Annotated in this window: 16 protein-coding genes; 7 read left to right on the top strand and 9 right to left on the bottom strand. The window is 65.9% G+C overall.

Annotated features, from left to right (window positions below):
• Positions 1-83: 83 nt before the first annotated feature.
• On the bottom strand, positions 84-2285 hold the full coding sequence (locus WS46_RS07200; protein WP_059690209.1) for a glycoside hydrolase family 3 C-terminal domain-containing protein: 2202 nt from the start codon (positions 2283-2285) through the stop codon (positions 84-86).
• A gap of 503 nt (positions 2286-2788) precedes the next feature.
• Positions 2789-4048 (bottom strand): oligosaccharide flippase family protein, encoded by a 1260-nt coding sequence (locus WS46_RS07205; protein ID WP_059689943.1) that lies wholly within the window; start codon positions 4046-4048, stop codon positions 2789-2791.
• Positions 4049-4619: 571 nt separating this feature from the next.
• On the opposite strand from WS46_RS07205, the gene WS46_RS07210 reads away from it, so the two are divergent.
• Positions 4620-6476 carry a serine aminopeptidase domain-containing protein gene (locus WS46_RS07210; RefSeq protein WP_059690210.1) on the top strand — a complete coding sequence of 619 codons (1857 nt, stop codon included), beginning with the start codon at positions 4620-4622 and terminating at the stop codon, positions 6474-6476.
• A 162-nt stretch (positions 6477-6638) separates the two neighbouring features.
• On the opposite strand, the gene WS46_RS35110 is transcribed toward WS46_RS07210, so the two are convergent.
• A complete protein-coding gene (locus tag WS46_RS35110) occupies positions 6639-7058 on the bottom strand; it encodes a hypothetical protein (RefSeq protein WP_059689944.1) in 420 nt (139 codons plus the stop codon).
• A gap of 127 nt (positions 7059-7185) precedes the next feature.
• On the opposite strand from WS46_RS35110, the gene WS46_RS07220 reads away from it, so the two are divergent.
• The 4 genes from WS46_RS07220 to WS46_RS07235 all read left to right on the top strand — a co-directional run bounded on the left by WS46_RS07220 (position 7186) and on the right by WS46_RS07235 (position 13401).
• Positions 7186-8412, top strand: a complete 1227-nt coding sequence (locus tag WS46_RS07220) for a polysaccharide biosynthesis/export family protein (protein ID WP_059525140.1) — start codon at positions 7186-7188, stop codon at positions 8410-8412.
• Between the two features lie 58 nt (positions 8413-8470).
• Positions 8471-10744 carry a polysaccharide biosynthesis tyrosine autokinase gene (locus WS46_RS07225; RefSeq protein WP_059689945.1) on the top strand — a complete coding sequence of 758 codons (2274 nt, stop codon included), beginning with the start codon at positions 8471-8473 and terminating at the stop codon, positions 10742-10744.
• Positions 10741-12144 carry an oligosaccharide repeat unit polymerase gene (locus WS46_RS07230; protein ID WP_059689946.1) on the top strand — a complete coding sequence of 468 codons (1404 nt, stop codon included), beginning with the start codon at positions 10741-10743 and terminating at the stop codon, positions 12142-12144. The genes WS46_RS07225 and WS46_RS07230 overlap by 4 nt, the downstream gene beginning before the upstream one ends.
• Positions 12145-12231: 87 nt before the next feature.
• The gene (locus tag WS46_RS07235) at positions 12232-13401 is read left to right on the top strand and encodes an acyltransferase (RefSeq protein WP_059689947.1); all 1170 of its coding nucleotides are present in this window, start codon (positions 12232-12234) and stop codon (positions 13399-13401) included.
• 139 nt (positions 13402-13540) lie between these two features.
• Here WS46_RS07235 and WS46_RS07240 read toward each other — a convergent pair whose 3' ends face one another.
• The 3 genes from WS46_RS07240 to WS46_RS07250 form a co-directional block, all read right to left on the bottom strand.
• On the bottom strand, positions 13541-14620 hold the full coding sequence (locus tag WS46_RS07240; protein ID WP_059689948.1) for a glycosyltransferase family 1 protein: 1080 nt from the start codon (positions 14618-14620) through the stop codon (positions 13541-13543).
• Positions 14621-14647: 27 nt separating this feature from the next.
• Complete coding sequence (locus tag WS46_RS07245) at positions 14648-15796, bottom strand: glycosyltransferase (RefSeq protein ID WP_059689949.1); 1149 nt, start codon at positions 15794-15796, stop codon at positions 14648-14650.
• A 456-nt stretch (positions 15797-16252) separates the two neighbouring features.
• Positions 16253-17302 carry a glycosyltransferase family 2 protein gene (locus tag WS46_RS07250; protein WP_059689950.1) on the bottom strand — a complete coding sequence of 350 codons (1050 nt, stop codon included), beginning with the start codon at positions 17300-17302 and terminating at the stop codon, positions 16253-16255.
• A gap of 415 nt (positions 17303-17717) precedes the next feature.
• Between WS46_RS07250 and WS46_RS07255 the strand changes: the two genes are divergently transcribed.
• Positions 17718-19007: a nitrous oxide reductase family maturation protein NosD gene (locus WS46_RS07255; protein ID WP_059689951.1), complete on the top strand. Its 1290-nt coding sequence runs from the start codon at positions 17718-17720 to the stop codon at positions 19005-19007.
• A gap of 114 nt (positions 19008-19121) precedes the next feature.
• Here WS46_RS07255 and WS46_RS07260 read toward each other — a convergent pair whose 3' ends face one another.
• From WS46_RS07260 to WS46_RS35955, 3 genes are all read right to left on the bottom strand, one after another.
• Complete coding sequence (locus tag WS46_RS07260; protein ID WP_059689952.1) at positions 19122-20696, bottom strand: mannose-1-phosphate guanylyltransferase/mannose-6-phosphate isomerase; 1575 nt, start codon at positions 20694-20696, stop codon at positions 19122-19124.
• Positions 20693-21277 (bottom strand): drug:proton antiporter, encoded by a 585-nt coding sequence (locus tag WS46_RS07265; protein ID WP_059525690.1) that lies wholly within the window; start codon positions 21275-21277, stop codon positions 20693-20695. The genes WS46_RS07260 and WS46_RS07265 overlap by 4 nt, the downstream gene beginning before the upstream one ends.
• 129 nt (positions 21278-21406) lie before the next feature.
• The gene (locus tag WS46_RS35955; RefSeq protein ID WP_059525158.1) at positions 21407-21703 is read right to left on the bottom strand and encodes a hypothetical protein; all 297 of its coding nucleotides are present in this window, start codon (positions 21701-21703) and stop codon (positions 21407-21409) included.
• 860 nt (positions 21704-22563) lie between these two features.
• On the opposite strand from WS46_RS35955, the gene WS46_RS07270 reads away from it, so the two are divergent.
• Complete coding sequence (locus WS46_RS07270; RefSeq protein WP_059525160.1) at positions 22564-23955, top strand: sigma-54 dependent transcriptional regulator; 1392 nt, start codon at positions 22564-22566, stop codon at positions 23953-23955.
• Positions 23956-23975: the final 20 nt, after the last annotated feature.

A 23975-nucleotide genomic window follows, 5' to 3' on the forward strand; every position in this document is an offset into this window, starting at 1 on the left:
CCCGGACGTCGTGAGACGTCCGGGCTTCCCGTTTCACCTGTCAGCCGAGCGGGCCGGTGCGCGCGGGCCGCCGGGCTGTCCGATCAGCTCCCCTGCAGCCGGATATCGCGCGACGACGCGCCCACATACACCGTCCCGCCCGGCACGACCTTCCATCCGTTGCGCGACGTGTCCCACACGCTCTGCATCCGCGGCGACACGATCACGCGGACATGCCGTGCCTCACCCGGGTTCAGCCGGATCTTTTCCCAGCCGACCAGCCGCTTCGGCGGTTCGTCCTTGTACGGCACGCCGAGATAGACCTGCGGCGTTTCCGCACCGGCGACGCGGCCGTCATTGCGCACGGTAAACGCGACGCTCAGCGAACCGTCCCGTTGCCGCGACACGGACAGGCCCGAATACGCGAAGTGCGTGTACGACAGCCCGTAGCCGAATTCGAACATCGGCTTGATGTTGCGCGCGTCGTACCAGCGGTAGCCCATGTTCAGCTTCTCCGCATAGACCGGATCGTTCTCGAACGCGCCGTTTTGCCCCCACGCCGGCGAATCCTGGTCGCGCGCCGGGAACGTGACGGGCAGCTTGCCCGATGGATTGACAGCGCCGAACAGCACGTTCGCGATGGCCTTGCCGCCGCCTTCGCCGGGATACCACGCCTCGACGATCGCCGACACGTTGTCCTTCCACGGCATCAGCACCGGATTGCCGCTCTGGACGACGACGATCGTATGCGGATTCGCACGCGCGACCGCTTCGACGAGTGCATCCTGGTTCGACGGATTCGCGAGGCTCAGGCTTTGCAGGTCACCGAAATCCTCGCCGGCCGGCTGCGCGACCACGACGATCGCGACATCCGAGCGGCCCGCGAGTGCCGCGGCCTGGTCGATTTCCTGTTGCGTGTACGCGCGGAACGGCGACTGCTGATCGCTGTTGCCCGCGAACGTGACCTGTGCCGCCGGCGCGAGCGCGCGGATCGCCGCGACGATCGGCACGTCGACCTTGAGCCACGGATTGCGCCACCAGCTGCAGCCCGTCGACGATCCGAACGTCAGCCCGCCGCAGCCCGCGAACGAACCCGTGACCGGATCGCGCGTGTTGCCCGAGCCGCCGCCCGACAGCACGGCCGCGTCGGCGTGGCCGCCGATCACGGCGATACGCGACAACGCCGCGGCCGCCAGCGGCAACTGGTTGCCGTCGTTCTTCAGCAGTACGATCGACTGCTCGGCGACCCCCTGTGCGAACCGATTCGCGGCCGCGAAATCGATCGTGCCGCCGCCCTTGGCCGGATCGTCCATCACGCCGACGCGAATCATCACGGCCAGCTTGCGGCGCACCATGTCGTCGAGGCGCGCGGTCGACACCGAGCCGTTCGCGATCGCCTGCTTGACGGCGGCCGGCGTCAGGTAGACCGACGGCCCGACGTCCTCTTCTTCGTCGAGCCCGGCGTTGATCGCGGCGGCCGTGCTGTGTGTCGCGCCCCAGTCGGATTGCACCTGCCCCTGGAAGCCCCATTCGTTTTTCAGCACGTCGTTGAGCAGGTGATTGTTCTCACACGCATACGTGCCGTTCAGGCGGTTGTAGCTGCACATCACGCTGCCGGGTTGCCCGCGTTTCGCGGCGATCTCGAACGGCAGCAGGTAGAGCTCGCGCAGCGTGCGCTCGTCGATCTGCGTGTTGCCGCCCATCCGGCCATGCTCCTGTTCGTTGCCGGCATAGTGCTTGATGGTCGCGATGACCTTCTGCCGCTGCGTGGCGAGTGTGCGCTCCGCGAGCAGGTCGCCGGCGAGCAACGGATCCTCGCCGAGATACTCGAACAGGCGGCCGCCGCGCGGTTCGCGAGCGAGATTGGTGCCGCCGGCGAGGCCCATGCCGAACCCTTGCGCGCGCAACTGGATCGCGACCTGCTTGCCGAAGTCGTACGACAGGCGGCGATCCCAGCTCGCGGCGACGGCGATCGTCGCGGGAAACGTCGTACTGGCCTGCGACGTGCTGCCGGAACCGGTCGCCGAGTCGACCATGTTGAGATCGGGAATGCCGAGCCGCGGCACACCCTGGATGTAGCCGGCCCCGCCGCCCGGCACCTTCGACATTTCGTATTGCGAATGGATGAACTGAAGTTTCTCGTCGAGCGTCATCTTGCGCACGAGGAGGTCGGCGCGTCGTTGCACGGCGGAAGACGCGAACGCGTCGGCGGCGTCGCCCGGTGCATTGAAATCGGCGTTGCCCGCGTAAGCGGTGGTGCAGAGGGTCGCTGCCAGCACGGCGGCCGGCCAGAGTGTGTCCCGCATGTTGCTCTCCATGATCGTATTGCCGGTTGTTCGAATGATGTCTGGAGCTGCGCACGCCCGGTGGATTCGCACCGGACGCATTCGGCTGGCGATGCAGGGTGGTTGCGCGTCGGCATGCCAGGCCAGGCGGGGAATCGTTACGGCCGGTTGGGCCCGATCGAACAACGCGGACGGCGACGCGGACCGTCCGACGCTGCCGAATCGGATGTAGCGATTCTCTGCAGCGACCAATCGTACGAATGTAGTTTGACTACAGCATCGGTATTTCTACCGATACATATGATCTTTTTTCGAGATGGTCGCGCGGTGTGGGGAAAAGGCAGTAAGCGTTCCTGATTGTGCGTATGCAGCAGAGTAAGAAGTACCTGCGCGCGAGCGTTTGGAAGGGGGAGAGAGGCGCAGAGGTGTGTGCCCGTGCGACGCCGCTCGTTGCGCGCGCATCGAACGCGACACCGCGGGGATCCGGCCGCTTCGGCGAAATCGCGGCGGCTCGTCCGGACTCGCTAGCCGCGTCGCGCGACGGGGCTGCCGGGCAGCGGTATCCCGGCGCGATAGACGACGATCGCGAGCGCCGCGGCGACGGCAGCCTCGGCCGTCAGTACGGCGGCGGCGGCGCCCAGTTCGGCGAAGTACTTCGCGAGCACAGGCACGAGCACGATGTTCAGAATGCCCGATGACATGAGCACGCGAGTGAATTCGGACTTCATCCCGAGCGGCAGCATCGTCTGCACACCGAAGAGGTCGGTCATCCCGGCCATGAAGGGAATGAAGGCCATCCACCGCAGAACCTGGACCGTCGGTTCGTACGAAGGCCCGTACAGGATGCGCACGGCGAGCGGCGCGCCGAAGAAGATCGCGAGCGAGATGCCGAGCACCATCGCGACCTGCACGACGAACAGCTTGCGCAGGAAGGAAAACGCATCGTTTCGAGCATGCCGCATCAGATAACTGATGCGTGGATAGGTGGCGGCCTTCAGCGGCTGGAGCATGCTGAGCGCCGCGCGGATCAGCTTGTCGCCGGCGGCGAAATAGCCGGCCGCGACGTTGCCCGACACGAAGCCGAGCAGCACGGTGTTGGTCGACGCATAGAACGCGATCGACGTCGATGCGAGAAACACCTGCCAGCCGCCTTTCAGCGATTCGGCGATGTCGGCGAAACCGACGCGAACGAAATCGATTTCGCGCTGGGCATACAGATAGACGGCCAGCACGAGCGCGGACAGCGTCGGGACGGCGGCGTTGACGATCATCGCGCGATCGATGTCCGCCGGGCTGTGCACGAGCGCGAACATCGCGGGCAGGCTCAGGATGCGGCCGACGAACAGGATCACGCTCAGCGCGCGCAACTTCTCCATGCCCTGGAAATACCAGCCTGGCGTGAACGCCACGCCGGCCACCATTCCGAAGCCGATCAGCAGCAGGTCGCGGTCCTCGCCGAAGCGGCCGACGAGGACGATCAGCCCGACCAGCACGACGAAACAGATCACCGCGATGCCGATCTGCGCATACAGCGTCGCCCAGAAGATGCGCGAGCGTTCGGCGCGGTCGTCGCGGGCGAGCGCGATGCGCGGCGTGGCGGTCAGGTCGAAGCTGTAGCTCGTGCAGTTGGTGAGATACGCGATGACCGCAAGCGAAAACGCGAGCTGTCCGTAGCCTTCCGGGCCCAGCGCATGCGTGAGCAACGGTGCGATCAGCAGCGGCACCGCATACATCGAAATCTGCAGCGTCAGCAGCAGCAGGAAATTCTTCTTGATGTTTGACATTCGCTTGGTCGGCGCCGTGGGTGTCGCTGGGCGGCGGCGCGCGTGCCGCCGTGCGCTCGCGCGGCCGGTCGGCGCTGACCCGGCTGCGTGGGTTCGCGGCCCGTTCCGGCTGGCGCCGGTTTCATCCGGCGATGCCGGATACGGCCACATCGTATGGCGGTCATGATACGGGCCGAGCGGGACGGCAGTGTTCGCGAGCCTACCTTTCGAGGATTCGGTGCGCATGTGCGGCGCGAATCGCGACCGCGCGCGCCTCGTTGTATCGCCGCAGTGATGAATGCATTTGTAAGCTGGCGCACCGAAGAATGCTCGGGCCGAGTGCTCTAATCGAACGACTGTTTGGGTTCGCGGCGGAAAGGCTTGACGACGACTCAGGCCGGCAACCTGCCGCAGCGGGACCGGGACAACGCATGGCGAAGGTCGAACGAGTCGCGCAGGGGCGCGGCGAAGGTCTGTCGCCTGAAGGCCGTGCTTGTCGCGCAGTCACATGATCGTGGAGTGGCCGATTCCGGTGGAGCCGCCGGAACGCGCGTTCGCATCCGATAACAAATACCGATCCGAGGAGTACCGATTGAAGCCGATAACGTTCGGCAGCTGCGTGGGGTGGCTGCACGAAGGACAGACGACACGAGGCGTGATCCTGTGCGAATCGCTGGGTCACGAAGCTTCATGGACGCACAAGCTCATGCGGGCGATCGCTGAGCGGTTGGCCCGCGAGGGCGTCACGGTGTTGCGATTCAGCTATCCGTGCACCGGCGACTCGGCGGGCGACGATCGCGATGCCGGTCGACATGCCGCGAGCATCGCCAGCATTCACGACGCGATTGACCTGCTGCGCGATCAGGCCGGCGTCACCGCGCTGACGCTCGTCGGGATCCGCGCGGGCGCGCTGTTCGCGATGCTGGCCGCCGCGGGTTTCGGCCCGCGCCCGGCGCCGCGTGTCGACGCACTGGTGGCGCTGGCGCCCGTGGTGCGCGGCCGCGCCTACCTGCGCGAGCTGTCGTTCGTGCATCGCCAGTGGCTCGATACCACGTCGCCCGCCATCCGCGTCGCGCATCGCGACGAACCGTGCATGAACGTGCTGGGGCACCGCTTTCCCGCCGATTTCGTCGACGCGCTGAAGGCGGTCGATCTGTGCGACGTCGTGCGCGATGCGCCGACGTTGCCCGGCGCGATGTTGCTGATCCAGCCCGATCAGGGCGACGGGCCCGCATTGCGTGAAGCGTTGCTCGAGCGCGGCGTGAACGTGGCGAGCGATCCGTTCCGCGAATGGCCGACGACGATGCTGGACGGCACGCGCTCGCGCCTGCCGCTCGCGGCGATCGACACACTCGCGAACTGGATCGTCGCACGCGCGCCGGGTATGGCGACTGGCGTCGAGACGCCGTCGCGAGCGGATCCGGCGTGGAATGGCGAATCGGCCGTCGCGCTCGACTTGCACGACATGACCGAGCAGGTCGTCGCGGTCGGTCCGGACCGGCTGGTCGGCGTGCTATGCCGTCCCGCCGACACGCGGCCGACGAATCCGGTGGGGCCGGCGGTCGTGATCGCGAACACGTCGACGAATCCGCGCAGCGGCGAAGGGCGCTTCAGCGTGCGCCTCGCGCGCACGCTGGCACGCGCCGGCGTGACGACGTTGCGGATCGACGTGCAGGGCGTCGGCGATAGCGGGCCCGCTGCGCTGGACGATCAGTCGGGCGTCGTGTATTCGGCGCAGTCGAGCGACGACGTGGCCGCTGCCGCGGACTGGCTGCGCGCGCTCGGTCACCCGGAGGTCGCCGCGGCCGGCATTTGTTCCGGCGCCTATGCCGCGTTGCATGCGGCCGTGAAGACACCGTCGCTCGGCGGCGTGATCGCGATCAATCTCGCCCGCTTCGTTTGGCCCGCCGGGCTCTCGCTCGAGGTGGTGCAGAAGCAGCGGAACAACTCGGTGCGCGGCTACTGGCTGTCGGTGCGCGACTGGCAGAAGTGGAAGCGTCTCGTGCGCGAACGGCGCGACCTGCGGCCCATCGTGCGGGCCGTCGCCGCGAATGCGATTGCGCGGGTCAGCGTGCCGGTGAAGGAACTCGCCGCGCGCGTCGGCTGGAAGCCGGGCATCGGCACGCCACGCGGCGTGATGCACGAGCTTGCGCGGCGCGACGTATGGACGACGCTGGTATACGGCGCGCTCGATCCCGGCATCGACGATGTCCGGCGTCACTTCGGCGCAATCGAGTGTGCGTTCCGGCGCTCGCGTCACGTGCGTCTGCACCTCGAGCCGCAGGTCGACCATGCGGTGTACGGCGCGGTCGGCACGGACATCGTGATCGACCGGTGCATGCAGGCGCTGGGCCGCGACGCGGCCCGGCCGGTCGCGCGCGTCGCCGATCCGGCCACACCCGAAGCGGCCGCGCGATCGTACGCGAGCGTGTCGGTCGGCCAGTCGTGATGCGTGCGGCGTCGTACGCGTCGGGCGCTTCGGGGTGCGATCCCCGTTACATATGAAGATCGGCGTTCGGTGGGGTCCCTCACAGACGCGCCGTTCGCCGTGGTGTCCAATCCCGTATCGGCGCATCGCCGGTCACGTCGCGACATGACCGGCCGGGATGCGTCAGTCCGGAACATCCGGTTGCTCATAGGGCGACTTCGCGTAGGGCGACTCGTACAACCTGTCGCTGCGCCATACGTCGTCGGCGGGAGCAACGGCCACGCGCGAGCGATGCGGCCGCCCCGGCACGAGCGGCCGGCGCAGCATGCCACGGGCGCGCGTGTCGGGCTGGACCGCGGCGCTGGCGGCGGGACGCATGAAGGCGGGCGTCGCGACCCCGGAGGCGGTTGCTGCGGGATCGGCGGCGTCGTTTGTCGCGGCGGCTTGCGCCGAACGTTGCAGCGGTGCCGGCGGAAGCACCGCCGACGATGCGAGCGCCGGCGCGTCGGCCGGGACGGCGGGCAACGTCTGCGCATTGACGGCGCAGGCAATGCCGGCCGAGACGATGCAGACGAGTGACGAAAGCGACGAAGAGCAGTTCATGACGAATCGTACGGAATGACGTGCGGTGTAGAGGGAGGTGCGGCGCCGCGATGCGAGCCGCGCCGGCAAGCGTAATGCCGGAATTCGCCGCGTTCGGCGGGTTACCACACAGTTTTGGAAGGGCACGATGTCAATCACCACGCAACCCGAATCGACGCCAGGGACGCCGCGGCCATGCACGGGCGGCACCCGTCGCGCACCGTGGCTGTCGCGCATGGCGATCGTGGCGGCCGCGTGCGCGCTGAGCGCATGCGTGCTGTCGCCGGGCATGACGTACCGGGCGCCTGCCGACCGTGACGCGAACGCGCGCGTGAGCGCCGATGCGTCGGGCTCGGGCGGCCTCGACGGCGTGCAGAACGTGTCGAGCGAGGAGCTGATCGAAATCACGCCGGCATTCGTCGCGCAGCAGCACGCGGGCCGGCCGGCCGATGTCGACGCGGAAATCCGTCAACTGTTCGGCAAGCCGAAGCCGTACGCGATCGGCCCCGGCGACGTGCTCGGCATCGTCGTGTGGGATCACCCCGAGTTGAATCTGCCGACGACGCAGACGACGGGGAGCGGCGACGGTGTCGGCGCCAGTTCGGTTGCGACCGGTTACACGGTTGACGCCAACGGCAACGTGCAGTTTGCGTACGCCGGCCTCGTGCACGTGGCGGGGTTGACCGAGGCGCAGGCGCGCGCGCTGCTGACGAAGCGGCTCGGCGAATACGTGCGCAAGCCGCAGATCGCGCTGCGCGTGCAGACCTATCGCAGCAAGCGTGTCTATCTCGATGGCGAGGTGCGCACGCCGGGTCTGCAGATCGTCAACGACATGCCGATGACGCTGCCCGAGGCGATCGACCGCGCGGGCGGCTTCACCCCGACGGCCGACCGCTCGCAGGTCTCGGTCACGCGCGGCGACAGGACCGTGAACGTGAGCCTGCCCGCGCTGATTGCCGCGGGCGTGAACCCGTCGAACATCCTGCTGCGCGACGGCGATCTCGTGCGCGTGCGCGCGGCGAGCGACGCGAAGGTGTTCGTGCTCGGCGAGGTGTCGCGGCCCGCGACGCTGACGCTGACCGACGGCCGGATGAGCCTCGGCGAAGCGCTCGGCGACACGGGCGGCGCGAGCCAGTACACGTCGGACGCGCGCCAGGTGTTCGTCGTGCGGCGCGGCCCGGACAACCGTCCGCGGGTGTACCACCTCGACGGCAGTTCGCCCGCGTCGTTCGCGCTGGCCGACCAGTTTCCGCTCGAGCGTCGCGACGTCGTGTTCGTCGATGCGTCGTCGCTGGTGCGCTGGAGCCGTGTCGTCAACCTGTTGATTCCGTCGTCCGCGCAGGGCGCGCTGACGGCCAAGGCGATTTCGCCGTGACCCTCGTGACCCATTTCGTCATCGCGACCGCGCGTCGCGCCTACGGGACTGATGCCGTATGACTTCTTCGACCCTGCCCGACCCGCACGGCGGGCCCGCCCTGCGGCCGTCCTATCCGGTGCGCCGCTACTGGAGCATGCTGTACGGCGGCCGGCGCCTGATCCTTTGCACGGCGCTCGCAGGCGCGCTCATCGGCGCCGTGTATGCGCTGTGTGCGGCTCCCGTCTACCGGACCGACATCCTGTTCCAGGTCGAGCAAAGCCCGACCGACTCGAAATCGACGTCGCCCACAGGCGATCCGTCGTCGGTGTTCGACCTGAAGACGGACGCGTCGACCGAGATCGAAGTGCTGAAATCCCGCGCGGTGCTCGATCGCGCGATCGACAGCACCAATCTGGCCGTCGACGCACGGCCGCACTACCTGCCGCTGATCGGCTGGCGGCTCGTGAACGCGGCCGACGGGGTGTCGTCGCCGTTGCCGGGCGGCTATGTGTACGGCACCGAGCGCATCGACGTGCCGACCTTCGACGTGCCCAAGCGCCTTCTCGGCAAGCGGTTCGCACTGACCGTCGGCGACGACGGCGCCTACACGCTGCAGCGTACCGGCTGGTTCGGCCGAAGCGGCCCGGCATGGCAGGGGCGCATCGGGCAGCCGCTGCATGTCGAGACGCCGCAGGGGCCGCTCGACATCTTCGTGCGCGGAGTGGCCGGCAAGCCCGGCGCACGCTTCGACCTGACGCGCTACAGCGACGAGGAGGCGACGGCCTGGCTGCAGAAGAACGCGCTGATCTCGGAGCGCGGCAAGCAGTCGAACATGGTCGGCGTGACGCTCGACGGGACCGATCCCGTACACGACAGCCGTGTGCTGAACGCGATCGGCGACGCGTACCTGGCGCAGAACACGCAGCGCAAGTCCGAGGCGGCCGACAAGCTGATCCGCTTCATGGACGCCCAGTTGCCGCAGCTCAAGGCGCAGCTCGAAAAGGCGGAAAGCCGCTTCAACGCATTCCGGGCCTCGCACGGGACGGTCAATACGAGCGACGAGGCGCTGGCGTTGCGCCAGCAGTCGGTCGACATCGAGACGCGCGTGCAGACGCTGCAGCAGCGGCGCGAGGAATTGCTGACGCGCTTCATGCCGAAGCATCCGGCCGTGGTGGCCGTCGATGCCCAGCTCTCCGACGCGCAGCGTTCGCTCGACACGACACGCAAGCAGATTCAGCAACTGCCTACCGTCGAGCAGGGCGTGCTGCAGCTGCAGCGCGATGTGGCCGTCGACACGGCGCTGTACACGAACCTGCTCAATACGCGTCAGCAGATGATCCTCGCGCGGGCCAGCAAGACCGGCACCGTGCGGATCGTCGATACGGCGAAGGTCGCCGAGCAGCCGATCGGTCCGCATCGCGGGGTCGCCGTGATCGCCCTGCTGATGGTAGGCCTGCTGGCAGGCGCGGCGATCGTGATCGTCCGGCAGCGCATCGTCGGCACGATCGGCGATGCCGAGGAAATCGAATGGACGACAGGGCTGCCCGTGTTCGCGACCGTGCCGCACAGCCCGGCCGCGGCGCAAGCGGAATTGCGCCCGAAGGCCGGACGGCGCGGCGCGCGCGCGCAGGTTCCGCCGGTGGCCGTGCAGGACGCGGCGCTCGAAAGCCTGCGCAATTTCCGCGCGGCGCTGCAACTGTCGATGCCGGGCGCGTCGAATCCCGTCGTGCTGATCTCCGGGCCGACGACGGGCGTCGGCAAGTCGTTCGTCGCCGCGAATATCGCATCGCTCGTCGGCGCGGCGAAGCGACGAGTCCTGCTGATCGATGCCGATCTGCGCAAGGGATCGCTGCACGAGCGGTTCCGCTATAGCCGCTCACCGGGCCTGTCGGACGTGGTGGCAGGCACCCACAGGCTCGACGAGGCGATCAAGCGCGGCGTCGTGCCGGGTCTCGATTTCATCGCGATGGGCAGCGTCGTGCTCGATCCGGGCGAACTGCTGCTGCAGCCCGCGCTCGCCGAACTGATCGAGCAGGTCGCATCGCGCTACGACATGGTCGTGATCGACGGGCCGCCGTTGCTGCCGGTGGCCGATGCGCTGGTGCTCGGCCGCCTCGCGGGAACCGTGTTCCTCGTCGCGCGCAGCGGCGTGACGACGCTCGCCGAACTCGACGAAAGCGCGCGACGGCTCGAACACGCGCATATCGACGTGCGCGGTGTGGTCCTGAACGATTACAAGGGCGCGCCGGGACGGTACGACTACGGCTATACGGATACGAACACGCATCAGGCCGCGTCCGGATATGCTGGGGTGATCGCGCCGCGGCAACGGGTGGAACGGGTGTCATGAACCGGCGAGCGGGCGGCGCACGGGGCGAGCCACGACAGCGCCCGGCGACGATGCGCAGGATGGCGCGCGTGCGCGGTGGCGCGGGCGGTTATACGGGCTATTGGTGGGAAGATCCGGCGCGCCTCGTGCTGATCTTCATCCTGCCGTTGTACGGATTGCTGTCGCTCAGCCTGCTGGGTGACCAGAAGTCGATTGCGCGGATCTACTTCGACGGCTACTACGCGTTCGTCGGCGCGCTGTTCCTGGTGGTGGTGATGGCGGCGTCGTGGCTCGCGACGACCGAAGTGCGGACGCGACGCGGCCCGCCGCCCGCCGAGGTCGAACTGTCGCCTCGCGTGCTCGATTTCGTGTTCGCGCTTGCGCTGTTCGGCTACGCCTTGTTGTTGAGCGGCATCGTCACGCATCCCGCACTGCTGGTCGCGTTCGTCCGTGGTGAAGCGAATGCATACGACATGCTCGATCTGAAAGGTCGCATCACGGGCCTCAGCACGTTCACGCAGGCGACCGCACCGTATGTTGTCCTGTATTTCTATGTGTTCAGGACCCCGGTAAAGGGACTGAATCGCTACAAGATCTACTTCGCCGTGCTTGCGGTACTGACACTGCTGCGCAGTTTCATCTTCGCCGAGCGGCTCGCGCTGATCGAAATGGTGATGCCGCTTGCGCTCATGGTCGTGCGATTCCGCCTCGGCGGCAGGTACTCGCGCTTGTTGACGTTCGGCCCGTATGCGGCGATCCCGCTCCTGTTCGGGCTGTTCATCGCGAACGAGTACAACCGGTCGTGGGAAGCCTATTACGTCAACATCTACGACAACCTGTTCGATTTCGCGCTCGAACGTCTCGGCCTGTATTACTCGACGTCGTTGAACAACGGCGCGGGAATACTGAGTGTGCTGGGCTGGGACCAGGGCCACCCGATGTTCACGTTCGACTGGCTGCTGCGTTTCCCGATCATCGGCGCGACGTTGCAGCCGTGGCTCGACTCGGGAGACAGCATCAACCTGTTCCTGAACGGCTACGCCGATCCGGAGTTCAATAATCCGTCGGGGATTTTCGTTCACTTCTACGAGTGGGGCTGGTTCGGCTTGTTCGACGCGCTCGTGCTCGGCTGGGCGGTCGGCCGCAGTTATGCGGGCTGGCGGAGCGGGAACGGCTTCTGGTGCTGCGTACACGCGGTGCTGTTCGTGTCGGTCATGGAAGTCATGCGGACTCCGAACCTGTTCGGCGGGCGGAATTTCGTTCCGGTCGTACTGCTCATCGCCGTATTTCACTGGTTCGCCAAGGTTCGGGCACGCGCGGCGCCCGAGGCCGCCGGCGCCGGATCAGATGGAGACGGAAGCAGGCGCGCCATCGCGCGCGGGAATCGCGCCGCGGACATCGATCCAGTGTTGTCGCGATAACAGCAAGGGTCGCGCGGTACGGGGCATGCGACCGCTTCATAGATTGCCGGGTCCCAAAACCAATATTTCCCGGAGCCACCACTTTTCATGGCTACTCACAAGCAGAAGTTTGAAATTCTGGACGGATTGCGCGGTATTGCGGCAATCAGCGTGATGTTCATGCATTTCCTTCAGGATCTGCCGATTCCGATACTGCAGAGCGCGTATCTTTCGGTGGACGTTTTTTTTATGCTGAGTGGATTCATCCTGACGCACTCTTACGGCGAAAGATTGCGGCAGGAGTCGTGGTGGGGCGAGTATCTGAAGCGCCGCGTGATACGCCTGTATCCGATGATATGCCTCGGGCTCACGATCGGGTTCGTGAGCCTCGTCGTCATGCGTATCCACGCGTCGGCTGCGTTTTCGCTGGGTAACCTGGCGGCAGCCACCGGCCAGAACTATTTCCTCGTTCCGTATCTCGGTCGTTTCTCGGTGTCGGGCTTCGTCGGCGCGGCGAACCACGGCTTGCCGGCGGTCGATGACCCGGGGGTGTTTCCTCTGAATCCGCCTGCATGGTCGCTGTTCTTCGAGCTGTTCGCGAGTGTCGTCCTGATCGCGGCGATCAGGACGAATGCGCGGAATCTGCTGCGACTGGCGTATGCGTGTCTCGGCGCTTTCGTCGTTTATGGATGGCTCGTGGGCCTCGACAACGACAAGCTGACCGTCATCCTGAATCAGGGTTGGTCGGCCGATAACTTCATCGGCGGGTTCTTCAGGGTCGGCTACGGGTTCCTGCTGGGAGTGGCGATCGGGAAGATGCACGACGCCAGTCTCTCGGCCAGGCCGCACTGGTTTGTCGTCGGGCTCATCAAGAACGATTACATGCTGTTTGCCGCTTTCCTGCTGGTTGTCGTGTTTCCGACGTCGATCAAGGGAATTTACGCGCTGGCCGTGCTGTGGTTCGTCGCGCCTGCGCTGGTTTATCGGGGCGCCACGCTGGCTCCGAGCGGCAGGGTCATTGCCCGTATCAGTGCATTCCTCGGCTGGATCTCTTACCCGCTCTATTGCGTGCATTACCCGATCGGAAGGCTGGTGTTCGCGTATGCACCGCATGGCGACATCCACGTCGTCAGAACGGCGATGCTCGCGGCGTGCGTTTCGATCGTCTCCGCTGCCGTCCTCGCGAAATTCGTCGAGGAGCCGATCAGGTCGTATCTCGGCAAGCGCCTGTTCGGAAATCGACGGGCCGCGACCGGCAGCACGGTCAACGTCGCGTAATTGCGTCGATTCGCCGAGCATGTCGGCCGGTGGCGGCGCGACTACATGAAACTGCTAGTGTCGATCGGGACGCCGGGAGGTGCATGAGAGAAGGGCGTGTCGATCGAACGTTTTCCGATGACGACACGCCGCGATCGACCTACAGCGACTCGAAGATCTCCTTCATCATCTCCGCACTTCGGCTCCAGCGATATTTCTGCGCGTGCAGGCTTCCCTTGCGTTTGAGCTCGGCCCTGAGATCGGCGGAATCGAGCAGGCTCCGCAACTTCTGCGCGATGTCGTCCTGCGAATACGGATCGCAGTACAACGCCGCATCGGCGCAGACTTCCGGCAGTGCGGCCGATTTGCCGACCACCACAGGACAGCCGTATCGCATCGCCTCGAGCGGCGGTATGCCGAAGCCTTCATAGATCGACGGGTAAAGGAAGCATGCCGCGTTCTGGTACAGCGCCTTCAGTTGCTCGTCGCTGATGTAGCCCACGTACTTGATGTTCGGCTCGGCTGCCGAGAGTTGATCCTGCTTGCCGAACACGGTGGCGTTCTGCATGCCGACGATGACGAGATCGACAGACGGATCGTTGATCTGCCGGAACGCCGCGATCAGCCGTCCGAAGTTCTTGGTGGGATTCATGCTGCTGACCGCGAGCACGAACCGCTCCGGCGTCAGCGCATGCTTACCGAGCACGCTCGTGTCCGGTTCCAGGGCGTCGAGGTGATCCGCGCCGAGCGGCACGACGCTGATCTTCTCCGCGGAAACGCCGCAGTGATGCGCGAGGCGATCCCGCGAGAAACGGGAGTTGGTCAGCACGCAAACGGAGGTTCGCGCGAGGATCCAGAACATGATCCGGTACCACGCGCGAAACGCCCTGGAGAAATGCGCGGGCGTGTCGAACACCGCCGCGTCGTGCATGTAGATGATCTGGTTGCCGATGAAAATGGATGCCGAATTGCTGAGATTGACGATGCAGCCGCGGCGCGCGAATAGCGGGAGAATCAGCTGCTCCCAGACCACGCCCTTGTAGAACCCCACCTTGACCGTCTTCGCGCCGCTTACCTCGACGCCCGGCTGCGGCGGCACCAGAACGGTCACCGGATCCTGCGGCTGAAACTTGATCAGTGCGGCGATCAGTTCGCGCGCGACGCGTTGCACGCCGGTTGTTTTTTGCGTCGTGAATCGGCCGTTGTAGACGAGTTGCTTCGATTTCTTGAAAGCGGTCATGTCGATAAGGGAATGTCGAATTCGGAATCAGGCTTTGACGTGATCCGGAACAACCGGCTTGAAGTCGCGCGTGTCGACACGCGGCTCGTCGGTGTCGAGTCCGTAAAGGGCGTGCCACTGACGGAAGATCGCGTTCATCGAAAATCGCTGAATCGCCCGTTGCCGGGCAGCCGCACCCATTTCCTCGCGAAGCTGCCGGTCGTCGCGGAGCAGGCTCAGATATGCGGTCATCTCGTCGGCGTTCGACGCGACGTAGCCGGTCACGCCGTGAATCACCACGTCGCGATTGCCCACGACGTCCGTCACCACGGCCGGTATGCCGGCGACCTGCGCTTCGATCAGCGCGACCGGCATGCCTTCCCAGCGGGAAGTCTGGACGTAGATGTCCAGTTCCGACGTCAGCTCGAGCGCGCGTGCGCGGGTTACCCAGCCGCTGCAGACGACAGCGCGGCGCTGGCGGGGGTCCGGAATCTCGGCGGCGTCGCCGCCGATCCAGAGAAACTCGACGTCCGCGCCGTGCAGCGCGTCGGCCAGACGCACGAATGCTTCGTGATTCTTCTGGAACGACGCCCGACCGCTCATCCCGATGACGACCTTGCGATCGTCGCGCGTTCGACGCAGCGGAATCTCCGCCGCATTCACGCCGTTTTCCACCAGGACGGCTGACTTCGCACGAACTCTTCCCCTGATCTCGGCGAGTTCGCTGCCCGAGCACGCGACGATGGTTCCGCCGATATGCGCCGCGATGCGTTCGAAGCTCAGATAAGCGTATTGCTTCATGCGCGATACGTCTCGGCGCAGGAACGAGAGTCCGTGCGGCGAGTAGAGGACCCTTGCGTCCGGTGCGGCGATCCGGGCGGCGACTCGCCCCAGCACGCCGGCCTTCGACGAGTGCAGATGAATCGCGGTCGGCTTGCAGTCGCGCAGGTTCCGGATCAGCGCACGCAAGCTCCGCAGATCCTGTTTGATGCTCACCTCGCGCGCCATCTCGACGTATACGAGCTTCACATCGGGCAGGAACAGCGTTGGAAAATCGGCCGGAGTTTCCGGTCGGATCGAATGCAGCACCGTCACGTCGACACCGGATGCCGCCGCATGGTTCGCGAGATGGGTCAGCATCGAAAGCACGCCGCCGCCAAATGCCTCGGCAATATGAACGATCTTTTCTTTGGTCATCTTTGGGTCTGGCGATCCGATCGCACACTCATCGCCCATCGTGACGATGAGTCGCCTGCAAATCGTGCGGTCTCGGTGTCCGGTTCGTTAAACTATGCATTCCTGATTGATAAATGCATGGTGTCCTTGACCATTGGATCCTGGAGTCGCGGTCGCATGTATGAGCTGGCGAGGCGGCCGGATGATTTCAGCCGATGCAATATCGGGTAGACGTAGCCGGAGAGCACCGAACACGATGCGGTACGGAGAATCCATGCGGCGCGCTACGCGTCGGCCGGATTCCTCCGAACATCGGATGCCGGCGTTCGACTACGACGACTGGAGAGAACACGGCGAGATCTGGTCAGCGCGCGTGAATCCACTGGTCCGGATCATTGTGCAGCCCATGCGCGACCCACTGGGTGCGATGGCTTACCGAAGGAGCGATTTGGCGCTGGATGCGCTGGCCCGACGCGACTATCGAGCGTCGGCGCGATGCCCGGATGACTTGCGCACGCGTGCGAGAGGGTTGGAGATGTAGTGAATCGCGCGATTGCTGAGCGTTGCCGACGGCAGCAGGCATGCCAGTGAAAGCCCGGCGATGGCCACCTTCTTGGCAGGACCCCAGAACGGATTGCGCAGCACGGTTTGCCAGTAGCGCCCGGATTCGCACAGGAACCAGCGCCAGCGCCGCACGAGCGGCGCGCGATACAGCGTGCTTGCGAAGCGGGCCTTCTCGATCGCGAAGTCGAGCGGCGCGATCGGCAATGTCTCGTGCAGCCGCGTGCCGGCGATCATGCGCAGCGTCGACCAACGGCGTTCAGCTTTCAGCGCGCCGGTCGCGGCGTCTTCCGAATTGGTGAGGGCAAGTGACGGCGTGTCCTCGGCCGGCCGCGTATCCGACTGCTGATGCACGCGATAACCGCCGAGCGTTGCATCGATCATGTGCACGGCGCCGAGCAACGCGATACCGTAGATCGCGTAGAAATCGGCGCCATGCAGATTGTCCGGCGTGACGGGAACCGGAAAGATGCGCTTGAGCGCATCGACCCGATACGCGTTGCCGGATGCCGGCGGTGACGGGTACAGCCAGCCCGCGCGCAACAGTCGGCCGCAATCGGTGTCGACGGCCGACTGCGGCACGCTTGCCCCGGTCACCGCACCGTCCCGCGCGATCACGTCGAGCCGGAAATGCACCTTCACGAAGTCGCCGGACGCGAACGCGGCCAGCACGCGGATCGCGGCGTCGTCATAGAGCAGGTCGTCCGCGTCAAGCAGGATGACGTAGCGCGTCGTGACGTGCTCGAGCGCGCGGTTGTATGCGGCGACCTGACCGCGATTCTCCTGAAACACCGCCGTCACCCGCTCGCCGTACGAGCGAATGATGTCGCGCGAATCGTCGGTGGAACCGTCGTCGACGACCAGCACGCGTACACCGTGCGCGGTCTGTGCGAGCGCCGAATCGATCGCGTCACGCAAGTAAGCGCCATGGTTGTAGTTGCAGATTGCGATGGTCAGGTCGGTCATGAACGGGTTCTGGACGAGCGAAGAGCGGACGATGCGGGTGCGGCGCGCATGGGACCCCGTCGGGACCACGACGCCGGATCGGCAGCGGCCGGTGCCTTTGGGTTATGCCGCAGCGCGGTCGCGTCGCATGATGACCATGATACGCGTCGCCGATGTGCACTCGGTTCGCGAGCCTACCGTTCGGCGATTCGCATCACGGGAGGCGCGACGAATGATCAACGGTACGTGAGCGCACGCCGCGCACGAGGGATGCATTGGTCTGTTGACGCACCGAAACGCACCTGGTTCGAATGATCTAATCGAACGTATCGCGTCGCCTGCTTCGGCGGTATCACGAGCAGGCAATCCGGCTGGGATCCCGCTTTCGGATGCGCCAGCCGACGCGCATGAAGTCATTCGAGGGAGTCGATTCGATATGTATAGATCACAAGGCCCGTTCCTCGCATGCGCGGCGATCGCCGGCATGTGCATGGCAGGCGGGCTGGCGTGGCCGAGCAGTGCCATGGCGGCGCCCGGCACGCCCGCACCCGGTGCGCTTCATGCGAACGTACCGGATGCGTACGTGCGTCCCGCCGCGAACGCGGCGGATCAGGCCGACATGCTGCAACGTGCGCTGGACGCATTGCAGCCGGGCCAGCGACTGATATTCGCCCCGGGGCGGTACGTGATCGGCCGTTCGCTGGTCGTGCGGCAGCCGAATGTGGTGTTGTCGGGCTACGGTGCGACGCTGATCGCGACAACCCCCGACGACCAGACGATCGAGATGCGCGGCGACGGTACGACACTCGTCGGCTTCCGGCTCGCGGGAACCGGCACGACTCGGCTCACGACGCCCGCATCGACGAAGGTCGAGGTCACGGGGCGCGGCGTGCAGGTGCTCGACAACGTGATCGACGGCGGCGCCGGCGCCGGCATTTTCGTGTTCGGCGGCGCGGACGTCGCGATCGTCGGCAACGAGGTGCTGTCGACGCTGGCGGACGGCATTCACATGACGCACGGCTCGCACAACATACTCGTGCAAGGCAACGTCGTGCGCGGCACCGGCGACGACATGATCGCCGTGGTGAGTTACCAGGCGGAAGGCGTGCTGACGCGCAACGTGCTGATTACCGGCAACTCGCTGGAGGGCAATCCGTGGGGCCGGGGCATCACGGTGGTCGGCGGCGCGAACGTCACCATCTCGAACAACATCGTGCGCAACGTGCAGGTGAGCTCGGGGATTCTCGTCGCGCAGGAAGACAGCAACCGCACCGCCGGCTCGTCCGACATCCGCATCGAGAGCAACTCGATCGCGGATATCCAGACCGCGAAGGGCCGGCCCGATCCTCGCCCGATCACACAGCAGGCGGCGATCGAGGTCAGCACCTGGTCGGGTTCGGTGTCGCGCGTGACCGTGATCGGCAACCGCGTATCGCATGCGCGATTCGACGGCATTCGTCTGTGGGGAAACGTGTCGGGCGTGCGTCTTGCGGACAACGAATTATCGGAGATCGGCGGAATGCCGGTCCGGATCGACCCGGCGCACGATTGCGCGACCAGCCGGCCGGCGACGGCATCGGGAGGGCGGGCGAAGGGCACGCAGTGTGCGGCCGGGCATCAATCGCCGTCGGTGGCGGGTGACGCGGTCGGCGCGGATACGTCGTTGTTGCCGCGCGTGCGCGAGTCCGTCAGGCAGGCGCGCTGGTCGCAAGGCGGAATCGACTGATGGTGCGACGCGTGAGCCGCCGGTCCGAGGCGACATACGGCGAACGGACCGCCGCCGCTTGTTCGCGCGGCGGCGCCCGTCATCGTCACGCGCGCCGCCGCGATTCGCATGCGCCTACCGGATGACGTCGCGTTCCGCGGCTTCCTCGTCCGGTTCGCGCGAGGCGAGCGACGGTCGCTGCCGCGCAGCCTCGACGACCGGCCGTCCATACTGATCGTCGAACCGCACGATATCGTCTTCGCCGAGATAGTCGCCCGACTGCACCTCGATGATCTCGAGCGGAATCCGGCCGGGATTCTCGAGACGGTGAACCTCGCCGACGGCGATGTAGGTCGATTCGTTCTCGCTGAGCAGAAAGGTTTCGTCGCCGCGGGTGACCTTCGCGGTGCCGCGCACGACGATCCAGTGCTCGGCACGGTGATAGTGCATCTGCAGCGACAATCGCTTGCCGGGCTCGACGACGATCCGCTTCACCTGGAACCGCTCGCCGAGATCGATCGAATCGTAGTGTCCCCACGGCCGCTGCACCTTGCGGTGTTCGCTTGCCTGCGGGCGCTGCTCGGTCTTCAGGCGCGCGACGATGTTCTTCACGCGTTGGACGTCGTGCTTGTTCGCGACCAGCACCGCATCGGGTGTCTCGATCACGACGACGTCCTTCATCCCGACGCACGCGATCAGCCGGCCTTCCGAGCGCACGAGACTGTCCTGCGTGTCCTCGAACACGATCGGGCCACGCGCGACGTTGCCGTGATCGTCCTTCGGCATGATTTCCCAGATCGCATCCCAGGTGCCGACGTCCGACCAGCCTGCGGAAAGCGGGACCACGATGCCGTCGATGCCAAGTTCGGGGTTCTCCGCGAGACGTTCCATGACCGCGTAGTCGATCGAGTCGGACGGACACGCGTCGAAAGCCGCCGCGTCGATGCGGAAGAACGGATCCTCGGCGGTGCCCGCGCGCCATGCGGCGTCGCAGGCCGCATGGATGTCGGGTGCGAGCGCGCCGATGGCCTTCAGCCAGATCGATGCGCGCGTGATGAAAATCCCGCTGTTCCACCAATAATCGCCCGAATGCAGGTAGCGTTCGGCGAGTGCGGCGTTCGGCTTCTCGACGAACCGCCCGATTGCATAGCCGCCTTGTCCGCCGAGGCGACCGGCACGCGGTTCGCCGACCTGGATGTAACCGTAGCCGATTTCCGCGCGGCGCGGCAGCACGCCGAGGGTGACGATTGCGCCTTCCTGAGCGTAGCGCGCCGCGCGTCCGATCGCGTCCTGGAATGCGGCGACGTCGCCGATCACGTGATCGGCCGGCATGACGACGAGGATGGGATCGTCCGCAAGCGCACTGGCGTCGAGCGCCGCGAGCGTCAGCGCAGGTGCCGTATTGCGCGCGGCCGGTTCGAGCAGGATTCGGGGAGGCGCCGCGCGCCCGACCACCTGAGCGGCGCTCATGATGCGATGCTGTTCGCCGCATACGAGCAGCAGCGTGTCGCCGAGTGCCGCGTTCGCGATGCCGTTCAGGCGGCGCGCGGTCGACGACAGCGGCGATTCGTTCGAGGTCAGTTCGATCAACTGCTTCGGATACTGCTCTCGCGACAACGGCCAGAGGCGCGTGCCCGAACCGCCGGCGAGAATGACGGGCAGGATGCAGGGCAGCTCCGGTTCGGGAACCGGGCGAAGGGTGGCGCTCATCGATTGGCTCCGGTATCGGCGGACAGCCGGTTGTGCGCGCGGCCGTCGACGCGCGCGTCCTCGTTTCGCGATCGCGGCGCGGAGATGGCCCGCGACAGGAGCTGGCGCAGCGCGCCGGCGGCGCGGTCTGCCGGCCGGACGAGACCGACGAACGGCGCGCCTTGTTCGAGATAGGGGCCGTAGGCCTTGCGGAATCCGAAACGCTTGTAGAAGGACTGGCGTTGTGCGGGCACGTGCGTGCGCACAGCCACGTCGGGCCATGCGGCTTGCGCGGCCGTGAGCGCGCGCTGCATCAGTTGTTCGAGGGTGCGGTCGTCGCGACACGCCTCGCTTGTCAGCACCTTGTCGATCACGACGTCCGGATCGGCGTCGTCGCCGGGGAGGACGCGCGCATAGGCGACGACTTCCGTCGTGTCGCCCTTGTGCATGCACGCGAACACGTGCAGTGCGTGTGCATCCTTGCCGTCGATGTCGAGATGCGTGTGCGCGTCCTCGACCACCAGCACCGCGTTTCGCGAGCGCAGGATTGCGTAGAGATCGATCGGGCTAAGATGTTCGAATTCACAACAATGCCATTCCATGATGCGGTCCTCGTGTGAAGCCTTCAGCACGCCGTGCCGCATGAACGCGTTCGTTCCATGGGGCTCGACGATATCCATGATGCGGATGCGGCGCGCGGTGGTCTGTTCGAAAGCGTACTCACGCTCCCGTTATTCCTGTTTCGCGCGGCCGATGCCGGCTGCGCGACACGGGCCGCGTGCCGCGAACGGGGCAATGTGCGGTAGCACACGGTGGCCGTATGGCGGCTTTCCCATAATTGAATCGTCGCGACGCACCGCTGCAAAATCCGCAGCGATGTCGTCCGCATCGAAGCGATTGAAGAACCGGGGCCGTACTTGAAGATTGCGATCGTTCACGGCAGGCAGGTCGCGCCTCGCGATCGGCTGTCGCTCGCAAGCCAACGTCCATCGCATCGCGGGTTTCCGCGCGGTGCGCACATCCTTCATCGGGCCGCGATCATTTCGACGCGCCGGTCAACACGCGCATACTTGCCATTTATTGCTGCGCGACTCTTTTCGGGCTGCATGCGGGCTTGCACCAGCGCGGTGCCTGTCGCATCGGCACGTCGGCAGCGACAGGCATGGCGGTCATGCTGCATCGCGGCAGGAGACGGATGGTCCGGCCGGCTGCTTCGTTACGATGTTGTAACGAACAGCCCGGTTTCCCCGCGTTCGATGCGTCATGCTGCGTCGCGCGCGACGCACGATTACCGACGTGTGGAACATGCTGTGCGGACTTTTTGTGCGATTCAGGCGAGAATCGCGGGCAATGGGAGGGGCCGATCTTGCAGAAAAGTGGGATTTGCCACTGATTGACGGGAATGGTCGTAGATAATCAAATCTGAGTCGCTAAACGCGCGCCGCGCAGGCGGAGCGGCACCGTAATCGGCTGAATCGATGTTTAGCTTTTGGTAACAAGGGCATCTCGATACGGGGTGTAAATTCAGGAGCGGATGAAATGAGGTCACCATTCCGAAAGCGGGTTGGCGGCCATCCGGTTCAGCATCGGGCGCGACTGTCGTGTACGACGCGACGCAAATGCGGACGGAATTCCCGTTTGCCGACGTGCTCCGCCTGACGGCGCGTCGCATGAAAGCCGGAACGCCGCGGCTCCCGCGGCCGTGCGTTCCCTTCGAGTTCGATGACAACGAGGCCGGATGACATCCGGCTCGACCTCCGGGGGCTCTCGCCGTGTGCAGTTTCGATCTTCGCCAAAGCTGCGGAAACGCAGCGCGGACAGGCGGCCATGCGCCGCCGTCCGCAGCGCACGCGAACGGTTCGCGGAGTGGAGAAAGTGATGGTTCGTTATGAATATGCCAATAACGCGCGATAAGAGCGCCGGCGGGGGGAGGACTACCGGGCAGCGTCCTCTGATTTACTGGACCCGGTCGCCGTCCGTCATGCTGCGCAAGGAACTTGCCCGGCGTGACTGGAAAGTGACGGTCGTTGCGCACGCAAACGAATTGCGCGACACCTCCGGCGAAATCACCTGCGGCATCCTCGACCTGAGCGGCGGCCACGCCGACGCGATCGGCAGCATCGCGTCGACCTGCGCGTCGATGCGCGATGTCGTATGGGTCGCGCTCGTCGAAACCGGTCAGACGGCGTCGCCGAACGTGCGCGCACTGTTGCGCGACTATTGCTTCGACTACATCACGTTGCCCGCGTCGCACCAACGAATCGCCGATACGGTCGGCCATGCGTACGGAATGGAATGCCTGTTCGCGCGCGATCGCGAAGCGCTCGAATCGCGGGAGCACGGCATCGTCGGCACCTGCAGCGCGATGCTGCGGCTGTTCGATACGGTGCGGCGCTTCGCGCGCACCGACGCACCGGTGTTCGTGTTCGGCGAAACGGGAACCGGCAAGGAACTGACGGCCGTCGCGATCCATCGTCATTCGGAACGGCGCAACGGCCCGTTCGTCGCGGTCAATTGCGGTGCGATCCCGCCCCACCTGCTGCAATCGGAACTGTTCGGCTACGAGCGCGGCGCGTTTACCGGCGCGAACGCACGCAAGATCGGCTACGTCGAGGCCGCGAACGGCGGCACGCTGCTGCTCGACGAAATCGGCGACCTGCCGCACGAGAGCCAGGCGAGCCTGCTGCGCTTCCTGCAGGAGCGTGCGATTCATCGCCTCGGCGGCAGCGATCCGGTGCCGGTCGACGTGCGGATCGTCTCCGCGACGCACGTCGACCTGCGCGAAGCGATGGAAGAAGGGCGTTTCCGCGCGGACTTGTTCCACCGTCTTTGCGTGATGCGCATCGATCAGCCGCCGCTGCGTGCGCGCGGCAAGGACATCGAGCTGCTCGCGCATCACATGCTGGAACGCTTTCGTGGCGACGCGCGCCATCGCGTGCGCGGCTTCTCGACGGATGCGATCACGGCGCTCTACAAGCACGATTGGCCGGGCAATGTCCGCGAACTGATCAACCGCGTGCGGCGCGCGGTCGTGATGACGGAAGGGCGCCTGATCACCGCGCAGGACCTCGAGCTCGAATACTGTCTCGACGCGGCGTCGCCGTCCGTTGCCGATATCCGCAAGTCGATCGAACGCGAAGCGATCGAAACCGCGCTGCTGCGCACGCGCGGGCGCGTCGCCGCTTCTGCACGCGAGCTCGGCGTGTCGCGTGCCACGCTCTATCGCTGGATGGAAGCGTACGGAATCGAGCGGCCGCGCGGCACGGGCTCGTCGGACTGACGTGCGCGGCGCGGCCGTGC

Origin of the sequence: Burkholderia sp. RF4-BP95, from assembly GCF_001521985.1 — a bacterium.
GTDB lineage: Bacteria > Pseudomonadota > Gammaproteobacteria > Burkholderiales > Burkholderiaceae > Burkholderia > Burkholderia diffusa.